Source organism: Ancylobacter sp. 3268 (assembly GCF_031456575.1).
Lineage (GTDB): Bacteria > Pseudomonadota > Alphaproteobacteria > Rhizobiales > Xanthobacteraceae > Ancylobacter.
Map to the genome: position 1 here is coordinate 235107 of NZ_JAVDUX010000005.1, position 16363 is coordinate 251469.

Consider the following 16363-nt stretch of genomic DNA (forward strand, 5'->3'; position numbering starts at 1 on the left):
TCCACCCATCCCGCTCAATGCGCCTTCGGGGGCGCGCCGGGCGGAAACCGCGCCAGGGTGGCGATCACCTCGGCGTCGCTCAGCTGGGCGAAATCCCGATAGAAATGGCCGATGGCCCCGAACGGCTCCGGCGTGGCGAGGCAGATGAGCGTATCGACCTCGATGCGCAGTTCCTCCAGCACGTCGGCCGGGGCGACCGGGACCGCCAGCACCAGCTCGGCGGGATGGCGCCGGCGCAAGGCCCGCAGCGCCGCCTTCATCGTCGCCCCGGTGGCGATGCCGTCATCGACGACGACCGCCACCCGCCCGGCGATCGGCACCGGCTGCCGCCCGCCGAGATAGCGCGCCCGCCGGCGCTCGATCTCCGCCAGTTCATCCCGGCACACAAGCTGGAACGCCTCCTCGCCGACACCGGAGCTCCGGATCAACGCCTCGTTGCGCACCACCAGCGGCTCGGCCCCCTCGACCACCGCGCCGATGGCGAGTTCAGGCTGCCAGGGCAGCCCGATCTTGCGCACCAGCAGCAGGTCGAGCGGCGCGGCGAGCGCCTGGGCGATTTCCGCCGCCACCGGTACCCCGCCACGCGGCAGCGCCAGCACCACGGGATGCCGCGATCTGTAGGCCGCCAGCGCCGCCGCCAGCCGGCGGCCGGCATCGATCCGGTCCGCGAACATCATCGGCCGCCTCCTGCCGTGCAGCCTCCTGCCGTGCCGCCGCCGGCGGCCGGCGAGCGCCGGGCGGACACCCTGCTATTGTAGAGCCGCCTCACGGCGGGAGATAGCGCCGGGCCGGACCCGGCCATGATACGGTATCCCCGCACGCTCGCCCGCGGCGAAAGATTCCGCCTGTCGAGTCTTCAATACTTGTGATAGCGTCGTCGCCGCAGTGCAGATGAAACTTTCCGGAAGAACATGACCTGACTAGCGTGACATGAACAGGCTGGGGGGCCTCATGAATCCGCTAATCCTGCTTGCCGGTAACTTGCTTCCCAGCCTGCTCGATTTCCTCGTCGGCGATCGCGGCGAGAAAGTCGCCGATGCCGTGGTCAACGCCGTCGCCAAGACGACGGGCTCCGTCGATGCCATCGCGGCGCAGGAAAAGGTCGACCAGGATCCCGCCGCCGCCGCCGAATTGCGACTCGCCCTCGCCCGTATCGTCGCCGACGAGAAGAAGCTCGCGCTCGACGCCGAGACACAACGCCGGCGCGACGAGATTGCCGAGGAGGCCCAGGCCCGCAAGGATGCTCTGGACCGCGATCTCGCCAGCCACAAGGCCCGGCTCGACGAACTCGTCGCCACCGAGAAGGCGGCGTTGGACCAGCGGCAGCAGGACCTCGCCGAAACCACCGGCGCGCGGCAGCTGCTGAGTTCGCTCGTCGACAAGGACACCATCGTCGCCCGCACGCCGATGGTGATCTCCTACATCGTCACCATCGGCTTCTTCCTGGTGCTGGCGCTGTTCCTGCTGTTGAAGAACCGGCTGGAGGCGCCCCCGCCTTTCACCTTCCCGGAAGGCTCTTCCGACATCATCAGGACGCTGGAGCCGGCGCAGATCGCCGCGCTGGTGCAGCCGCGCTCCGACTTCGTCATCCAGATCATCAATATCTGCGTCGGCGCGCTCGCCGCCGCCTTCGCCACGGTGATGAGCTTCTGGCTCGGCTCCTCGCAGAGCTCGCGCAACAAGGATGTGCTCGCCGCCAGCCTGCAGGAGCGCAATGCCGAGAGCCAGGAGCGCCAGGCGCAGCAGAACCGGCGCACCGTCGAGCAGGTGGCGAAGACGGTGTCGCAAGCCAAGTCGGCGGCGGTGGTGGTCGACGAGGATGGCGCCGTCGCCAGCGTGGCGACCGGTGGGCCCGCCGGTGCGCCCGCCGGTGCGGTGGTGGTGGCGACGCCGGCCGGGGAGCCCGCGCCCGAACCCGCCAAGCCGATGAGCGCGAGCGTGCTCGCCGAGCTAATGCCGAAGCTGGTCCATCCGCATCGGCATTTTCCGGACGGCGTGAGCTGGGCGCTCACCCCCATCGGCATCGCCATCGACGGCGCGCGGGCCGAAGGCACGCCCGGCGATCCGACCACCGTCAGCACGATCTGGGACAGGTTCGGCCCGTCCTGCGCCGCCTCGGCGAAGAAATATGGGGTGCCGGTGGAGCTGATCGTCGCCACCATCGCCACCGAGAGCTCCGGCAATCCCAATGCCCGCCGCGCCGAGCCGCAGATCAACGACGAGAGCGTCGGGCTGATGCAGACGCTGGTGGGGACGGCGCGCGACGCCACCGGCCGCACCGGGCTCAGGGCCGACGACCTGCTCGACCCGGCGCTGTCGATCGATGCCGGCACCGCCTATATCGCCAAGCAGCGCAGCTCCACCCAGCTCGATCCGCCACGGGTCTCGGCCGCCTATAATGCCGGCTCGCTCAAGCGCGACGACGCCGCGGCCAACCGCTGGAAGCTGCATTGCTTCCCGCGCGGCACCGGCCAGCACATCGACCGCTTCGTCGCCTGGTTCAACGATGCCATGCGGGTGTCCGGGGACGAGGACTGGGGCAAGGTCGGCGATTGCCCGAGCTTCGCGCTGGAACTGGTCGGCACCGCCGCGCCGCCCGCCGCGCTGGACGTCTCCTCGCCGGATTTCCCGCCGCGTCCCGCCTTCCGCCCGCTGCTCTCGCTGGAGGAACGCCAGAAACTGTTCGGCGCCTTCCAGTTCCAGCATGCCCCGGTCGCCGGCAATCCCGAGAATGTCCGCATCCTCGGCGAATGGGAGGCGAAGAACATCGTCAAGGTCGAGATCCCGCTGCAGAGCTTCCGCGGCAAGCCGGGGCCGCTGACCATGCGCTTCCATGTCAGGGCCAGGGAACAGCTGGTGGCGCTGTGGCTGGAATGGGAGAAGGCCGGGCTGATCGACCGCGTCCTCACCTATGACGGCGCCTTCGTGGCGCGCTTCCAGCGCAAGAGCCCCACCAAGCTGTCCAACCACGCCTTCGGCACCGCCTTCGACATCAACGCCGCCTGGAACCCGCTGGGCGTCGAGCCGGCGGCGATCGGCGAGAAAGGGTGCGTGCGCGAATTGGTGCCGCTCGCCAACCAGCACGGCTTCTACTGGGGCGGGCATTTCAACACCCGGCCGGACGGCATGCATTTCGAGGTCGCCCAGCTGCTCTAACGCCCCCGACCCGGACCGGCGGCGGGCGGGAAAGCCGGCCGCCACCCCATCGGCAGGTGGCCGCCCGCCTGTCGTGCCGCCGTCTCACCCGCTTCGCCGCCGCCGGGCGCCGGGCTCGGCCGCGGGCCTCCTGCGGACGGGTCTCGCCGCGCATCGGCATCATCGGGGCGGCCACCGCGCGGCTCCTGCCGGCAATCTCCCGACTTCTCCTTGCGGAAGGCATGCTTCAGCCGCGTTTCCGCCCGGCTGATGACGCGAAGCGGGACGATCGTCACGCCCGGGTCGGCGAAACCCTCGTCTTCCTTCGCGCGTTAAGGCGGCATGTTCGGCCGCTCTCGCACGGAGCGGGGACGTCCCCTTGTGGGAGAGTGAAGTGGATAGACGTGGATTTCTCCTCGGCCTCGCCGGCGTCATCGGCGCCGGGGCTACGGCCGGTTTCGCGCTCGTCTCCTCTGCCGAGGCGATACCCCTCGATCAGCTGAAACACCTCGCCGCCGACGACGACGCGGCCGCCGCGACGCCGGATGGTACCGTTGTCGAGGAAGCGCAATATTGGGGGCCGCCCCGCGGCGGCTGGGGGCCGCCTCCCGGCCCGCCGCCGGGCTACTGGCGCCGCCGCTATCGGCGCCGGCGCCGGCGCGTGTGCGGATGGCGCCGCGATCGCTGGGGGCGCCCGTTCCGCAGCTGCTGGTATACCTGGCGCTGAGCACCGGCCAACGGAAGGCGCGGTTGTGCGCAGCCGCGCCTCGCCGACGAGGTCACGCATGCCCGGCGGCGCCGGTCCGGCACGGCTGGGCATGCCATCGGCCCGAGAGCGCCCCCGCACCGCTGCCTGATTGTGCCAGGACAGATCATTAGCCGGCATCGCGACGGCCCGCCGCCGTCCGGGCGTCCTGCAGGGATGCCCGGATCTCGTCGGTGAGCAGATCGGCCACGATGCGGCCGAGGCGCGAGAGCGGCTTGCGCGCATCGATCGCGACGGAAACGGTTTGCGGCTCGGCGCCCTTGTCGCGCACCGGCAGAAATCGCAGCGTTCCGGCGGCAAGCTCGGGCGCCGCATCGAGCTCGGAGGTGAAGGCCACGTAGCGCCCGCCGCGCGCCAGCTGCTTCACCAGCTGCAGGGAATTGGTGACCAGCGCCTTCTGCGGATCGGCGAACAGCCAGCCATAGCGGGCATCGAGATAGCGGCGGATCATCAGCGCCTTGCTTTGCAGCGCGATAGGGTAGGCCACCGCCTCCTGGAGGCTCGCCGTCTCGCCCTTCGCCAGCGGGTGGGCCGGCGACACCACGCAGCCGAAAGGCAGCTCCGAACGCCAGTGCACATGCACGTCACGGCGCGGCATCAGGTTGAAGATCGCCGCAATATCGGCGCCGCCGGCCAGCAGGGCCGACAGCGCGTCGTCCGGGCTGGCGATCTCGACTTCCAGCGAGATGCGCGGCTGTTCGACCGCCAGCCGCTCGATGAAGCGCGGCAACAGGCCATTGGCATGGCTGTCCATCGCCACCAGCCGCACATGCCCCTGGTCCAGCCCCTGAAGCTGCTTGATGTCGGCCGCCACCCGCCGCTCGTCGGCACGCCAGCGCCGGGCGAGCGTGACCAGCGCGTCGCCGGCGGCGGTCAGCCGCATGCCGCGCGGCACGCGCTCGAACAGCTCGACCTCGAGCTCCCGCTCCAGCAGCAGGATCTGCCGGTCGATGGCCGAGGCGGCGACGTTCAGCTCCTTCGCCGCCTTCTGGATCGAGCCGGAGCGCGCCACCTGATCGAGATAGCGCAGCGAGGCGGGAACCAGAAAGGCGCGGGCCATCGAACCATCCTAATTATTCGAACGGACTGTTGCTTAATCTACGCTGGACGGCAACGGGTTTGTAGCAGAATCATCCGGGTCATACGAGGTGCGACGCCTCGCTCCAACCCACCCTCCGGTCTCGAACGGGAACAGCCGATGAGCCGCGTTGAGAGCATCGACGTTCCCGCCCGCTCCCTGCCTGCCCGGCCCGTGCCCGGCGGCCCCACGCTTGGCGGCCCCGTACTCGGCGGCTCTCTGCCCGGCGCCGATGCGGGGCAGGAGGTTCCGGGCGAGCCCCTGGCCGCGCGCCTTGCCTGGCGCGCCTGGGCGCGTCTCGCCGGCACCCGCTACGCCGGCTATCTGCTGGTCGCCCCCACCGTGCTGTTTCTCGCCGCCTGGTTCGTGTGGCCCGTGCTTACCATGGTGCATCTCAGCCTGACCGCGCGCGTGGTCGAGGGCGTGACGGTCGAGGGCTTCACGCTGGAGAACTATGTCCGGCTCTATGCCTCCGATCTGTATTTCCGCATCCTGATGCGCACGATACGCATCGCGCTGATGACCAGCCTGCTGGCGGCGGCGTTCGCCTATCCGCTGGCCATCGCCATCGCCCGCGGCGGCCCCGCGCTGGCCCGCCTGGTCACCATCACCATTCTGGCGCCGCTGCTGGTGAATGTGGTGGTGCGCTCCTATGGCTGGCAGACCATCCTCAACAAGACCGGCGCGCTGGCCTGGGGGCTGAAGCTGCTCGGCATCAGCAACCCCCCGGTGCTGCTCTACACCGAATGGGCGGTGCTGATCGCCTGCGTCCACGTCTACCTGCCGTTCATGGTGATGCCGATCGCCGGTGCCATCGGCCGCATCGACCGCTCGGTTGAGGAAGCGGCCCGCGTGGCGGGGGCGACGCGGCTCGCGGTGCTGACGCGGGTGATCCTGCCGCTCAGCCTGCCCGGCCTCGCGGTCGGCGTCTCGCTGGTGTTCTCGCTGAGTGCGGCGGCCTATGTCACGCCGCAGATCCTCGGCGGCAATTTCTCGCCGCTGCTGGGCACGCTAATCGAACAGCAGATCCTGACCCTGAACGACTGGCCCTTCGGCGCGGCGATCGCGACCCTGCTGATCGCCATGGTGCTCGCCTCCAACCTCATCTTCCTCAAGCTCGTCAGCCGGCGCTTCGCGCGCTGGACCGCCGGCGCCCACTGAAGGAGACCGCGCGATGAACGAGACCGTCAGCCTTCCCCTCAAGATCGTCGTCGGCGTCATCCTGCTGCTGGTGGTGGCGCCGCTCGTGGTGCCGCTGCTGATGTCGGTGTCCGACACGCCCTACATCGTGTTCCCGCCGCAGGGCTTCACGCTGAAATGGTATGCCGAGGTGCTCGCCAATCCGGAGGCGCGCGGCAGCTTCCTGTTCTCGCTGGAACTGGCGGCCATCGTCACCGTGGCGTCGCTGGCGCTCGGCGTGCCCTGCGCCGCCGGGCTCACCCGCTACCGGGTGCCGGGACAGGACGCGGTGCTCGGCCTCATCCTCTCGCCGCTGATCATGCCGCTGATCGTCACCGGCGTAGCGCTGCTGCAACTTTTCGCCCTGCTCGGCACGCGGGCGACGATGCTGCAGCTGGTGATCGGCCACACGGTGGTCTGCCTGCCCTATGTGATCCGCTCGGTGTCGGCGAGCCTGCTGCTGGTCAACCGCAACCTGGAGGACGCCGCCGCCGTGCTCGGCGCGCCGCCGCACATCGTGGCGACGAAGGTGATCTGGCCGCAGGTGCGCCCCGGTGTGCTCGCCGGCGGCATCTTCTGCTTCATCGTCTCCTTCGACGACTACCCGATCTCGATGTGGCTCGCCGACGGCAACCATTTCCCGGTGCCGCTCTACCTCTACACCGTCATCGAGCGCTCCTTCGATCCGTCGATCGCCGCCATCGCCTCGCTGATGATCGCCTTCGCCCTCCTTCTCGTGCTCGTCATCGAAAAAGTCTTCGGGCTCAGCCTGGCGCGGCTTGCCGGCTGACAGCGGCCCACACCAACCAGAACAGGGAACAGGTCATGACACAGATATCGCGCCGTTCGTTCGGCAAGCTCGTTCTCGGTGCCGGCGCGCTGGCCGCCCCGATGGGGTTCGTCCGCAATGGCTGGGCCCAGGGCAAGGAAATCCAGATCGGCATCTGGGGCGGCTCGCAGGGCGAGTTCGTCAAGAAGAACATCATCCCGGCCTTCGAGAAGGACTTCGGCTGCAAGGTCACGGCAGAGGAGGGCTTCACCCTCGCCAATGTCGGCAAGATGCGGGCGACCAAGGCCAACCCGAAATTCTCCGTGATGTTCATCGACGACGTGGCGATCCCGATCTGCAAGAGCGAGGGGCTGATCGAACAGCTGCCGGCGGGCGACATGCCCGCCCTTGCCAGCCTCTATCCGCGCTTCGGCTTCGATGGCTGGGGCACGGCGCTGGCGATCTCGGTGGCCGGCCTGTTCCACAACACCTCCATCACCCCGCCGGACAGCTATGCCGAGCTCTGGAAGCCGGAATTCGCCGGCAAGCTCAAGCTGGTCAGCCCGAAGAACACGCCGTCGGTGTTCTTCCTCGTCGTCGCGGCGGCGGTGAAGTCGGGCAAGCCGTTCGGCGAGGCGCAGTATCTGATCGACGACAGCTTCGACAAGGTCGCCGAGCTGAAGCCCAACATCATGAACCTGTTCGACAACGGCCCGCAGGCCGCCAACGAGGTCGCCCAGGGCCAGGCCGATATCGGGCTGCTGGAACTCTCCAAATACATCTACCCCTACACCGCCAAGAAGGCGCCGGTGACCATGAGCTTCCCGAAGGAGGGCAGCTTTGCCGGCAATAACTGCCAGGTGCTGGTGAAGGGCGGACCGAACAGGGATCTCGCCGTCGCCTTCATGAACCGCATGCTGGAGCCGGCCGTGCAGAAGGCGTTCTCCGAATATGCCTTCACCGCCCCGCCGGTCTCCGGCATCGAGTTCTCCGCCGAGACGCTGAACTACATCGCCTACCCGGTCGAGGCGATGGACAAGCGCGGCCTGTTCACGCCCGACTGGGAATATATCAACGCCCGCCGCTCCGGCTGGACCGAGAAGATGAACGGCATTTTCGCCGTCTGATCGCCGCCGCGACACCGCGCTCCATCGGAGAAACGAGATGGCAACAGCAATATCGGCGGGGGGCGGCGAGGTCCGCCTCACCGGCATCTGCCGCAGCTACGGCACCACCCAGGTGGTGCGCGACGTCAACCTCACGGCCGCCAGCGGCGAGATCCTCGCCCTGCTCGGCCCCTCCGGCTGCGGCAAGACCACCACGCTGCGGATGATTGCCGGCCTGGTCCAGCCCTCGGCCGGCGAGATCACCATTGACGGCGCGCCGATCACCGGGCTTCCGGTGCATCGGCGCAATCTCGGCATGCTGTTTCAGAATTACGCGCTGTTCCCGCACCTCAGCGTGCTGGAGAACGTGGCGTTCGGCCTGGCCATGCGCGGCGCCTCCAGGGCGGAAGCCGCGCGGCGCGCGCGGGAGGCGCTGGCTCTCGTGCGGCTCGCCGGCTTCGAGGACCGCATGCCGGCGGCGCTGTCGGGCGGCCAGCAGCAGCGCGTCGCCATGGCCCGCGCCATCGTCTACCGCCCGCGCGTGCTGCTGCTCGACGAGCCGTTCGGCGCGCTCGACAAGAAGCTGCGCGAGGAGATGCAGATCGAGTTGCGCCAGCTCTGCAACGAATTGGGCCTCACCACCCTGCTCGTCACCCATGATCAGGAGGAGGCGCTCATCCTCGCCGACCAGATCGCGGTGATGCGCGGCGGGCGCATCGAGCAGGTGGACGATGCCCGCGCCATCTATGAGCGGCCGGTGTCGCATTTCGTCGCCGATTTCATCGGCAGCTCCAACTTCATCGCCGCCGGCATCGTCGAGAAGACCGGCGAGCGCACGCTGCTGAGATCGGCGAGCGGGCATCTCTTCGCCAGTGCGGTTGCCAACGACTTCTCGGCGCAGGACCGGGTGGCGGTGGCGATACGGCCGGAAAGCGTGCGGCTGTCGCCGGGCGAACAGCCCGCCGCGCCCAACACCCTGTCCGGCACCATCCGGCGCAGCCTGTTCAAGGGCCAGGTGCTGTCGGTGTGGATGCAGGCCGGCAGCGACGGCGAGTTTCAGGTGTCGGTGCCGATCGAGGAGGCGGGGACGCTGAGCCCCCGGCCCGGCGAGACCTGGACCGCGCGCTGGTCCGCCGAGCGCACGCTGGTGGTGCGCGAACAGTGAACCACCCTCAGCTGAACCACGCTCAACTGAACCACACCCACATGCACACGCCTCATGCGATCGGCATCATCCTGCCGTCGTCGAACCGCGTCGTCGAGCGCGTGACGCGGTCGATCCTCGACGCGTTGCCCGGCATCGACGCCTGCTTCACCCGCGTGCCCTATGCCGGCCACCCGCCGGACGGCTACGACATGGCGTCGTTCCGGCAGGCCGCGGCGATGCTGGCGCAGGCCCGTCCGGATGTGATCCTGTGGAACGCGACGCGCGGCGCGCTGATCGGCTTCGAGCCGGACCGGCGCCTCGCCTCGGCGCTGGAGCGGGAAACCGGCATTCCCTGCACCACCACGGCGCTCGCCACGGTCGATTACCTCACCCGTCACGGCCTGCGCCGCATCGGGCTGGTGGCGCAGGGCGACGATCGCGACGGCCAGCGGCTGAAAGAGACCTTCGGCCGCGAGGGCATCGAGATCGTCGTGGGGCACAATCTCGGCATCCAGGACAATTTCGAAGCGGCACGGGTGACCCCGGAGGAGATCGAGGATCACGCGCAGCGTCTCGCCGCGGCGGCCTGTCTCGACGCCATATTGGTGTGGAGCACCAACCTTGCCGGGCATCGGCTGACCAACCGCCGGCGCGGCGGCCTGCCGATCCCGGTGCTGGATTCGGCGGCGGTGGGGATCTGGCAGGCGCTGCCTTATGTCACCACGGCGAAGGCGTGACCGCGCCCATCTTCGCGGCGTTCCTGCTCTTCGCCGTCGTGCCCCGACGCACAGGAGCGGGCATTCTCCTGGCGCCGGGTCCGGACATTTGGCCGGGGTCATTCGGCGACCGTCCTCCCCGCGCATCGGAGCTTTGAAGCGTGCCTCATTGCGTAGCGCACAGGCGATGCATCCCATCCCGCGTGGCGGCGTCGGCCGGTACATAGACCAGCAGCCGGAGGTCCGGCCGGCCGTCTATGGCAAAGGACGAGAATTCGAAGGTGAGTTCTCCCGCCGCCGCATGGCGGATCGTCTTGGCGCCGTCGCCGGTGATCGTGACGTCGTTCTCGCTCCAGAGGCGAACGAAGTCGGGGCTGCTGGCGGAGAGCTCGGCAACGAGCTCGGCCGCGCGCGCATTTTCCCCGGTGCGGGCGGTCTCGGCGCGGAAGGTGGCGACGAGGAAGCGCGCCACCGGCTCCCAGTCGACTTGTGCCCCGCGCGTGGCCGGATCGAGGAAGATCCGCCGCAGGATGTTGCGCGCCCTGGGCGCCATGGCTTCGTAATCGGCAAGGGCCAGGCGAGCCGCGCGGTTCCAGCCGATGATGTCCCATGTGGCGGTGGCGACGGTCGCCGGCATCAGGGGCAGGGCGTCGAGAAAGCGCTGGAGGCGGCCGGAAATCCATTCCCGCGACAGATGGCGGGCTTTTGGCGGGTGCCCCAGGCCGACAAGGAACAGGTGCTGGCGCTCCGCCTCGGTCATCAGCAGCGCCGTCGCGAGACTGTCCAGAACACGCGGCGAGGGAGCGCCGCCGCGCCCCTGCTCGAGCCAGGTGTACCAGGTGGTGCTGATATGGGCCCGCTGGGCGACTTCCTCGCGCCGCAGGCCCGGCGTCCGGCGACGGCCGCCCAGGCCGAGAGCTTTCGCGTCGAGCCTGAGCCGGCGGTCCTTGAGAAAGGCGCCCAGGCGATTCGGGTCGCCGCTGCCATCCGTCATGTTAATCATTATACCAGGATAAGGTCAGGTATTTAACTGGATATAGTCTGCCGCCTAATCTCCTTGCCGACAAGAAGGAGAACGGCCATGCGTGTATTTGTTACCGGCGCCACCGGTTTCGTCGGTTCCGCCGTGACGGCGGAACTGCTGGCTCACGGCCACGACGTTCTGGGGCTCGCGCGATCGGAGGATCGTGCCGCCCGGCTCAAGCGAAAGGGTGCCGCGAGCCTGATCGGCGACCTCGCGACCCCGGAAACGCTGCGACAGGGCGCGCAAACCTGCGACGCCATCATCCATACCGGCTTCGTCCACGACTTCGCGCGATTCGCCGCCTCCTGCGCGATCGACGAGACGGCGATCGAGGCCATGGGCGCCACCATCGCGGGGGCGGGCAAGCCCTTCATCGTCACCGCCGGCCTTGCCGGCCTCGGCGTCGAGGGCCGCGCCGCGACCGAAAGCGATGGCGCGCCGCCGCCGTCGCCGGCCTATCCCCGCGCCTCCGACAGCACCGCGCGGCGCCTTTCCGCGCGGGGCATCCCCACCGCCATCATGCGCCTGCCGCCGAGCGTCCACGGGCGCGGCGACCACGGCTTCGTGCCGATGCTGATCGAGGCGGCGCGGCGCAACGGCCGTTCCGCCTATGTCGGCGACGGCGATAATGTCTGGCCCGCCGTGCATGTGGGCGACGCGGCCCGCGCCTTCCGGCTGGCCATCGAACAGCGGCCGGGCGCCGAGACGTTCCACGCCGCCGCCGAGGCGGGCATTGCGTTCCGCGAGATCGCCCGCACCATCGCCGAAGGGCTGGATCTGCCCTGCGCCTCGCTCACCGGGGAGGAGGCGCGCGCGCATTTCGGCTGGTTTCTCGGCTTCGCGTCGATGCATCAGCCGGTGTCCAGCGCCTGGACACGAGAGCGTCTGGCATGGACCCCCGCCGGACCGGGCCTTTTGGACGACATCCGCGCGGCCGGTTACTTCGCGGGCGATTCCCTCCTCGCCGGGCTCTAGCAGCGCCCGCCGGGCCAAACCGCGCGCGTCGAGTTTGTATCAATTCTTATCAAGGTCCGAGGACGCGACAGCTCGCGACAATCGACGGCGCGGGCGGCACGCTTCTGCGACACCGCCCGCCTAGCGTGGCGCCATCGAAGAACGCCGGCCGCGCCCATCGCCGGGCCGGCCCGACACCCTTTCTCCAGCCGGGAGGTCAGGATGGTCCAGCTCACCGTCAACGGGCAGAGTCACACGATCGAGGTCGAGCCCGACACGCCGCTTCTCTGGGTGCTGCGCGAGCAGGTCGGCCTCACCGGCACCAAGTTCGGCTGCGGCATCGCCCAGTGCGGCGCCTGCACGGTCCAAATCGACGGCGTGGCGACGCGCTCCTGCGTGATGCCGGTCTCGGCCATCGAGGCGGGCCAGAAGATCGTCACCATCGAGGGCCTCTCCCCGGATGGCTCGCACCCCGTGCAGAAGGCCTGGCTGGCGCTCGACGTCCCCCAGTGCGGCTACTGCCAGGCCGGCATGATCATGGCGGCCGCCAGCCTGCTGGAAACCAACCCGTCGCCGACCGACGACGACATCAATGCCGAGATCACCAATATCTGCCGCTGCGGCACCTATAACCGCGTCCGCGCCGCCATCCACATGGCGGCCGACGGCAAGGCCGGCTGAGGAGCGCGCCATGAGCATCCATAGCACGAGCATCCATCCCTCCGTCTCGCGCCGCAACTTCCTCGCCGGCTCCGCCGCCGCCCTCGGCGGCCTGTCGCTCGGCTTTCACATACCCTTCGCCGGTCCGGCGCTGGCCCAGGAGGCGGCGGCAGCGCCGGAGATCAATGCCTGGGTGGTGGTGAAGCCCAACGACACCGTCGTCATCCGCATCGCCCGCTCGGAGATGGGCCAGGGCACGCTCACCGGCCTCGCCCAGCTGGTGGCCGAGGAGCTCGACTGCGACTGGTCGAAGGTGACGACCGAATATCCCCCGCCGGGCGAGAACCTGCGCCGCAACCGCGTCTGGGGCAGCTACTCCACCGGCGGCTCGCGCGGCATCCGCGATTCCCATGACTATGTGCGCAAGGGCGGCGCCGCCGCGCGCCAGATGCTGATCTCCGCCGCCGCCGCGCGCTGGAACGTGCCGGCGGGCGAGTGCACCGCGGCCAGCAGCGTCATCACCCACGGCCCGAGCGGGCGCACCCTGCGCTATGGCGAGGTGGCGGAAGCGGCGGGCCGCCTGACGCCCTCGACCGAGATCGCGCTCAAGGATCCCAAGGACTGGAAGATCGCCGGCAAGCCGCTGCCGCGCCTCGATACGGTCGACAAGCTCACCGGCCGGCAGGTCTATGGCGCCGACCTCAAGCTGCCCGGCATGCTCAACGCCGCCATCAAGGCCTGCCCGGTCATGGGCGGCACGCTGGCGAGCTTCGACGCCAACGCCGTCGCGGGGATGCCGGGCGTGAAGAAGGTCGTGCGGGTCGACGACCGCTCCGTCGCCGTCGTCGCCGATACGTGGTGGCGGGCCAAGACGGCGCTCGATGCGCTGCCCGTCACCTGGGAGGACGGCCCGAACAAGGACCTTTCCAGCGCCGCCATCCGCCGGACGCTGGCGGAGGGGCTGGAGGCGGGCGACGCCTTCGTCGGCAACAGCCGGGGCGATGCCAAGGGCGAACTCGCCCGCGTGGCCGCCGCCGGCGGCAAGGTCGTCACCGCCACCTACGCCTTCCCCTACCAGAACCACGCCACCATGGAGCCGATGAACGCCACGGCGCTGTGGACGGCGGAGAAGTGCGAGGTCTGGGTGCCGACGCAGAATGGCGAGGCCAGCCTCGCCGCCGCGGCCGAAGCCGCCGGCCTGCCGGTCGGCCAGTGCGAGGTCTACAAGCTGCTTTTGGGCGGCGGCTTCGGCCGGCGCGGCAATTTCCAGGATTATGTCCGCCAGTCCGTCAGCATCGCCCGGCAGATGCCGGGGATCCCGGTCAAGCTGCTGTGGTCGCGCGAGGAGGACATGCTGCACGGCGCCTATCACCCGACCACGCAGGCCAAGCTCACCGGCGCGCTGGACGCGGATGGCAACCTGACGGCGCTGCACCTGCGCATCTCCGGCCAGTCCATCCTCGCCGCGGTGCGGCCGGAGGGCATGCAGGGCGGCATGGACCCCATCGTGTTCCAGGGCCTCACCGCATCGGCGCCGGAAGGCCATCTCGGCTACACCGTGCCGAACCTGTTGGTGGACCATGCGATGCGCAACCCGCCGGTGCCGCCGGGCTTCTGGCGCGGCGTGAACCTCAACCAGAACGCCATCTATGTCGAATGCTTCATCGACGAGCTGGCCCATGCCGCCGGCGCCGAGCCGCTCGCCTTCCGCCGCAAGCTGATGGCGAACCACCCCCGGCACCTCGCCGTGCTGGAGGCCGCCGCCAATGGCATCGGCTGGCAGACCCCGCCAGCGCCGGGGCGCTTCCGCGGTCTCGGCCAGATCATGGGCTTCGGCTCCTATGTGGCCGCCGCCGCCGAGGTGTCCGTCGTCGACGGCCAGCTGCGGATCCACCGCATCGTCGCCGCCACCGACCCCGGCCATGTGGTGAACCCGGCGCAGGTGGAGCGGCAGGTCGAAGGCTCCTTCGTCTATGGCCTGTCCGCCTGCCTCTATGGCGAATGCACGGTGGCGGGCGGGCGCATCGAGCAGGAAAACTTCGACACCTATGAGGTGCTGCGCATGGCGGAGATGCCGGCGGTGGAGACCATCATGCTGCCCTCCGGCGGCTTCTGGGGCGGGGTCGGCGAGCCGACCATCGCGGTCGCCGCGCCGGCCGTCCTCAATGCGCTGTTCGCCGCGACCGGCAAGCGCTACCGCACCTTGCCGCTGAAGAACCACGAGCTGTCATGATATACCGCCTTCACCTGCTGCTGCCGGCGCTGTGGCTGTTCATGGCCATGGCGCCGGCGGAGGCCGCGCCGCCGCGCGGGGCGGCCTCCTGCTCGGGATGCCATCCCCGCACCCCCGGCAACGGCCCCGTTCCCAGCCTGAACGGGAAACCCGCCGAAGACATCGTGTCGCAAATGGCGGCATTCCGTTCGGGCGAGCGCCGCTCGACGGTGATGACGCGCATCGCCAAAGGTTTCACCGATGAGGAAACCCGCGCCCTCGCCGAGTATTTCGCGTCCGGCGGCAACGCGCCCGCCAAGCCGCCTGCCCAACCGCCCGCTCAGCCGTAGAAGCCTGCTGCGCGGTCTCGGCGGGGGGCTGGCGGCGGGCGCCTGCGCCGCGCTCGGCAGTCCGGCGGTGATGGCGCAGGCCGCGCCGCGCGTGGTGGTGGTCGGCGGCGGCTTCGCCGGCGCCAGCGCCGCCCGCGCCCTCAAGCGGGAGGACCCGCGCCTCGCGGTGGCGCTCATCGAGCCCAATGCGCATTACACCGCCTGCCCGCTGAGCAATGCCGTCATCGCCGGGCTGCGCGACATGAAAGCTCAGCATTTCGGCTATGCCGGGCTCGAAAGGGAGGGCATCGTCCATGTGCCGCAGGCGGCGGCGCGGGTCGAGGCGGAGCGGCGCGAGGTTATTCTCGCCGACGGGACGCCGATTGGCTATGACCGGCTGATCGTCGCGCCGGGGATCGAGCTGCGCTTCGACGCGCTACCCGGCTATGACGCGGCCGCGGTTGAGCTTCTGCCGCACGCCTGGAAGGCGGGCGAGCAGACCCTGCTGCTGCGCCGCCAGTTGGAGGCGATGGAGGATGGCGGGCTGGTCGTCATTTCCGTGCCCGCCAACCCGTTCCGCTGCCCGCCCGGCCCCTATGAGCGGGCGAGCTTGATCGCCAATTACCTCCAGCGGCACAAGCCGAGGTCGAAGGTCCTCATCCTCGACCGCAAGGACGCCTTCTCCAAACAGCGACTCTTCGAGGCCGGATGGACCGCGCTCTATCCGGGCATGATCGAGTGGGTCGGCGAATCCTCCGGCGGCGGCGTCACCGAGGTGGATGCGGCGACGCGCACCCTGCGTACCGAGTTCGGCGAGCATCGCGCGGCGGTGGCCAATGTCATCCCGCCGCAGCGGGCCGGCGCCATCGCCGCCGTCGCCGGCATCGCCGATGCGACGGGCTGGTGCCCGGTCGATCCCGTCACCTTCGAGTCGCGGCTGGTGCCGAACATCCATGTCATCGGCGACGCGGCGATCGGGGGCGCGATGCCGAAATCCGCCTTCACCGCCAATGCCCAGGCCAAGGTCTGCGCCGGCGCCGTCGTCGCCCTGCTGCGGGGGGAGAAACCCGGCGAACCCAAGCTCATCAACACCTGCTACAGCCTGCTCGCGCCCGATTACGGCATTTCCATCGCCGGCGTGTACAGCCCGCGCGACGATCTTCTGGCCGAGGTGGAGGGCGCCGGCGGCACCTCGCCGCTCGACGCGCCCCCGGCCGTGCGGGCCGAGGAGGCGGTCTATGGCGAGGCCTGGTTCGACACCATTACCGCCGAGGCCTTCGGATGAGCT

General features: G+C 69.6%; 15 protein-coding genes. 12 read left to right on the forward strand and 3 right to left on the reverse strand.

Annotated features, from left to right (window positions below; genetic code table 11):
• Positions 1-14: 14 nt before the first annotated feature.
• Positions 15-677, reverse strand: a complete 663-nt coding sequence (locus J2X65_RS09245; protein WP_310200495.1) for a phosphoribosyltransferase family protein — start codon at positions 675-677, stop codon at positions 15-17.
• Between the two features lie 274 nt (positions 678-951).
• Between J2X65_RS09245 and J2X65_RS09250 the strand changes: the two genes are divergently transcribed.
• Both J2X65_RS09250 and J2X65_RS09255 read left to right on the forward strand, forming a co-directional pair.
• Entirely contained in the window at positions 952-3156 is a 2205-nt protein-coding gene (locus tag J2X65_RS09250) for a transglycosylase SLT domain-containing protein (RefSeq protein ID WP_310200497.1), read from the forward strand.
• A 373-nt stretch (positions 3157-3529) separates the two neighbouring features.
• A complete protein-coding gene (locus J2X65_RS09255; RefSeq protein ID WP_310200499.1) occupies positions 3530-3862 on the forward strand; it encodes a hypothetical protein in 333 nt (110 codons plus the stop codon).
• A 148-nt stretch (positions 3863-4010) separates the two neighbouring features.
• Here J2X65_RS09255 and J2X65_RS09260 read toward each other — a convergent pair whose 3' ends face one another.
• On the reverse strand, positions 4011-4961 hold the full coding sequence (locus J2X65_RS09260; protein WP_310200501.1) for a LysR family transcriptional regulator: 951 nt from the start codon (positions 4959-4961) through the stop codon (positions 4011-4013).
• Positions 4962-5099: 138 nt separating this feature from the next.
• On the opposite strand from J2X65_RS09260, the gene J2X65_RS09265 reads away from it, so the two are divergent.
• From J2X65_RS09265 to J2X65_RS09285, 5 genes are read left to right on the forward strand one after another with little or no spacing between them, the layout of a single operon-like run.
• Positions 5100-6140, forward strand: coding sequence for an ABC transporter permease (locus tag J2X65_RS09265; RefSeq protein WP_310200503.1), 1041 nt, complete (start codon positions 5100-5102; stop codon positions 6138-6140).
• 13 nt (positions 6141-6153) lie between these two features.
• Positions 6154-6948, forward strand: coding sequence for an ABC transporter permease (locus J2X65_RS09270; RefSeq protein WP_310200506.1), 795 nt, complete (start codon positions 6154-6156; stop codon positions 6946-6948).
• Positions 6949-6983: 35 nt separating this feature from the next.
• On the forward strand, positions 6984-8054 hold the full coding sequence (locus J2X65_RS09275; protein WP_310200508.1) for an extracellular solute-binding protein: 1071 nt from the start codon (positions 6984-6986) through the stop codon (positions 8052-8054).
• A 37-nt stretch (positions 8055-8091) separates the two neighbouring features.
• Entirely contained in the window at positions 8092-9198 is a 1107-nt protein-coding gene (locus J2X65_RS09280; protein WP_310200511.1) for an ABC transporter ATP-binding protein, read from the forward strand.
• A complete protein-coding gene (locus J2X65_RS09285) occupies positions 9195-9917 on the forward strand; it encodes an aspartate/glutamate racemase family protein (protein WP_310200513.1) in 723 nt (240 codons plus the stop codon). The genes J2X65_RS09280 and J2X65_RS09285 overlap by 4 nt, the downstream gene beginning before the upstream one ends.
• 145 nt (positions 9918-10062) lie before the next feature.
• Here J2X65_RS09285 and J2X65_RS09290 read toward each other — a convergent pair whose 3' ends face one another.
• Positions 10063-10890, reverse strand: coding sequence for a helix-turn-helix transcriptional regulator (locus J2X65_RS09290; RefSeq protein WP_310200515.1), 828 nt, complete (start codon positions 10888-10890; stop codon positions 10063-10065).
• Positions 10891-10977: 87 nt separating this feature from the next.
• On the opposite strand from J2X65_RS09290, the gene J2X65_RS09295 reads away from it, so the two are divergent.
• The 5 genes from J2X65_RS09295 to J2X65_RS09315 all read left to right on the forward strand — a co-directional run bounded on the left by J2X65_RS09295 (position 10978) and on the right by J2X65_RS09315 (position 16360).
• Complete coding sequence (locus tag J2X65_RS09295) at positions 10978-11895, forward strand: SDR family oxidoreductase (RefSeq protein WP_310200517.1); 918 nt, start codon at positions 10978-10980, stop codon at positions 11893-11895.
• Positions 11896-12096: 201 nt separating this feature from the next.
• A complete protein-coding gene (locus tag J2X65_RS09300; RefSeq protein WP_310200519.1) occupies positions 12097-12555 on the forward strand; it encodes a 2Fe-2S iron-sulfur cluster-binding protein in 459 nt (152 codons plus the stop codon).
• Between the two features lie 10 nt (positions 12556-12565).
• Positions 12566-14767, forward strand: a complete 2202-nt coding sequence (locus J2X65_RS09305) for a molybdopterin cofactor-binding domain-containing protein (protein ID WP_310200520.1) — start codon at positions 12566-12568, stop codon at positions 14765-14767.
• Positions 14764-15096, forward strand: coding sequence for a cytochrome C (locus tag J2X65_RS09310; protein WP_310200522.1), 333 nt, complete (start codon positions 14764-14766; stop codon positions 15094-15096). The genes J2X65_RS09305 and J2X65_RS09310 overlap by 4 nt, the downstream gene beginning before the upstream one ends.
• Positions 15097-15166: 70 nt before the next feature.
• Positions 15167-16360: an NAD(P)/FAD-dependent oxidoreductase gene (locus tag J2X65_RS09315; protein ID WP_310200735.1), complete on the forward strand. Its 1194-nt coding sequence runs from the start codon at positions 15167-15169 to the stop codon at positions 16358-16360.
• Positions 16361-16363 lie beyond the last annotated feature (3 nt).

Excerpts from the sequence above, each read along its gene's own strand:
- J2X65_RS09315 (WP_310200735.1), top strand. The coding sequence starts at position 15,167 with ATGGCGCAGGCCGCGCCGCGCGTGGTGGTGGTCGGCGGCGGCTTCGCC.
- J2X65_RS09305 (WP_310200520.1), top strand. The coding sequence starts at position 12,566 with ATGAGCATCCATAGCACGAGCATCCATCCCTCCGTCTCGCGCCGCAAC.
- J2X65_RS09250 (WP_310200497.1), top strand. The coding sequence starts at position 952 with ATGAATCCGCTAATCCTGCTTGCCGGTAACTTGCTTCCCAGCCTGCTC.
- J2X65_RS09275 (WP_310200508.1), top strand. The coding sequence starts at position 6,984 with ATGACACAGATATCGCGCCGTTCGTTCGGCAAGCTCGTTCTCGGTGCC.
- J2X65_RS09260 (WP_310200501.1), bottom strand. The coding sequence starts at position 4,961 with ATGGCCCGCGCCTTTCTGGTTCCCGCCTCGCTGCGCTATCTCGATCAG.
- J2X65_RS09270 (WP_310200506.1), top strand. The coding sequence starts at position 6,154 with ATGAACGAGACCGTCAGCCTTCCCCTCAAGATCGTCGTCGGCGTCATC.
- J2X65_RS09265 (WP_310200503.1), top strand. The coding sequence starts at position 5,100 with ATGAGCCGCGTTGAGAGCATCGACGTTCCCGCCCGCTCCCTGCCTGCC.
- J2X65_RS09290 (WP_310200515.1), bottom strand. The coding sequence starts at position 10,890 with ATGACGGATGGCAGCGGCGACCCGAATCGCCTGGGCGCCTTTCTCAAG.
- J2X65_RS09280 (WP_310200511.1), top strand. The coding sequence starts at position 8,092 with ATGGCAACAGCAATATCGGCGGGGGGCGGCGAGGTCCGCCTCACCGGC.
- J2X65_RS09310 (WP_310200522.1), top strand. The coding sequence starts at position 14,764 with ATGATATACCGCCTTCACCTGCTGCTGCCGGCGCTGTGGCTGTTCATG.
- J2X65_RS09300 (WP_310200519.1), top strand. The coding sequence starts at position 12,097 with ATGGTCCAGCTCACCGTCAACGGGCAGAGTCACACGATCGAGGTCGAG.
- J2X65_RS09295 (WP_310200517.1), top strand. The coding sequence starts at position 10,978 with ATGCGTGTATTTGTTACCGGCGCCACCGGTTTCGTCGGTTCCGCCGTG.
- J2X65_RS09245 (WP_310200495.1), bottom strand. The coding sequence starts at position 677 with ATGATGTTCGCGGACCGGATCGATGCCGGCCGCCGGCTGGCGGCGGCG.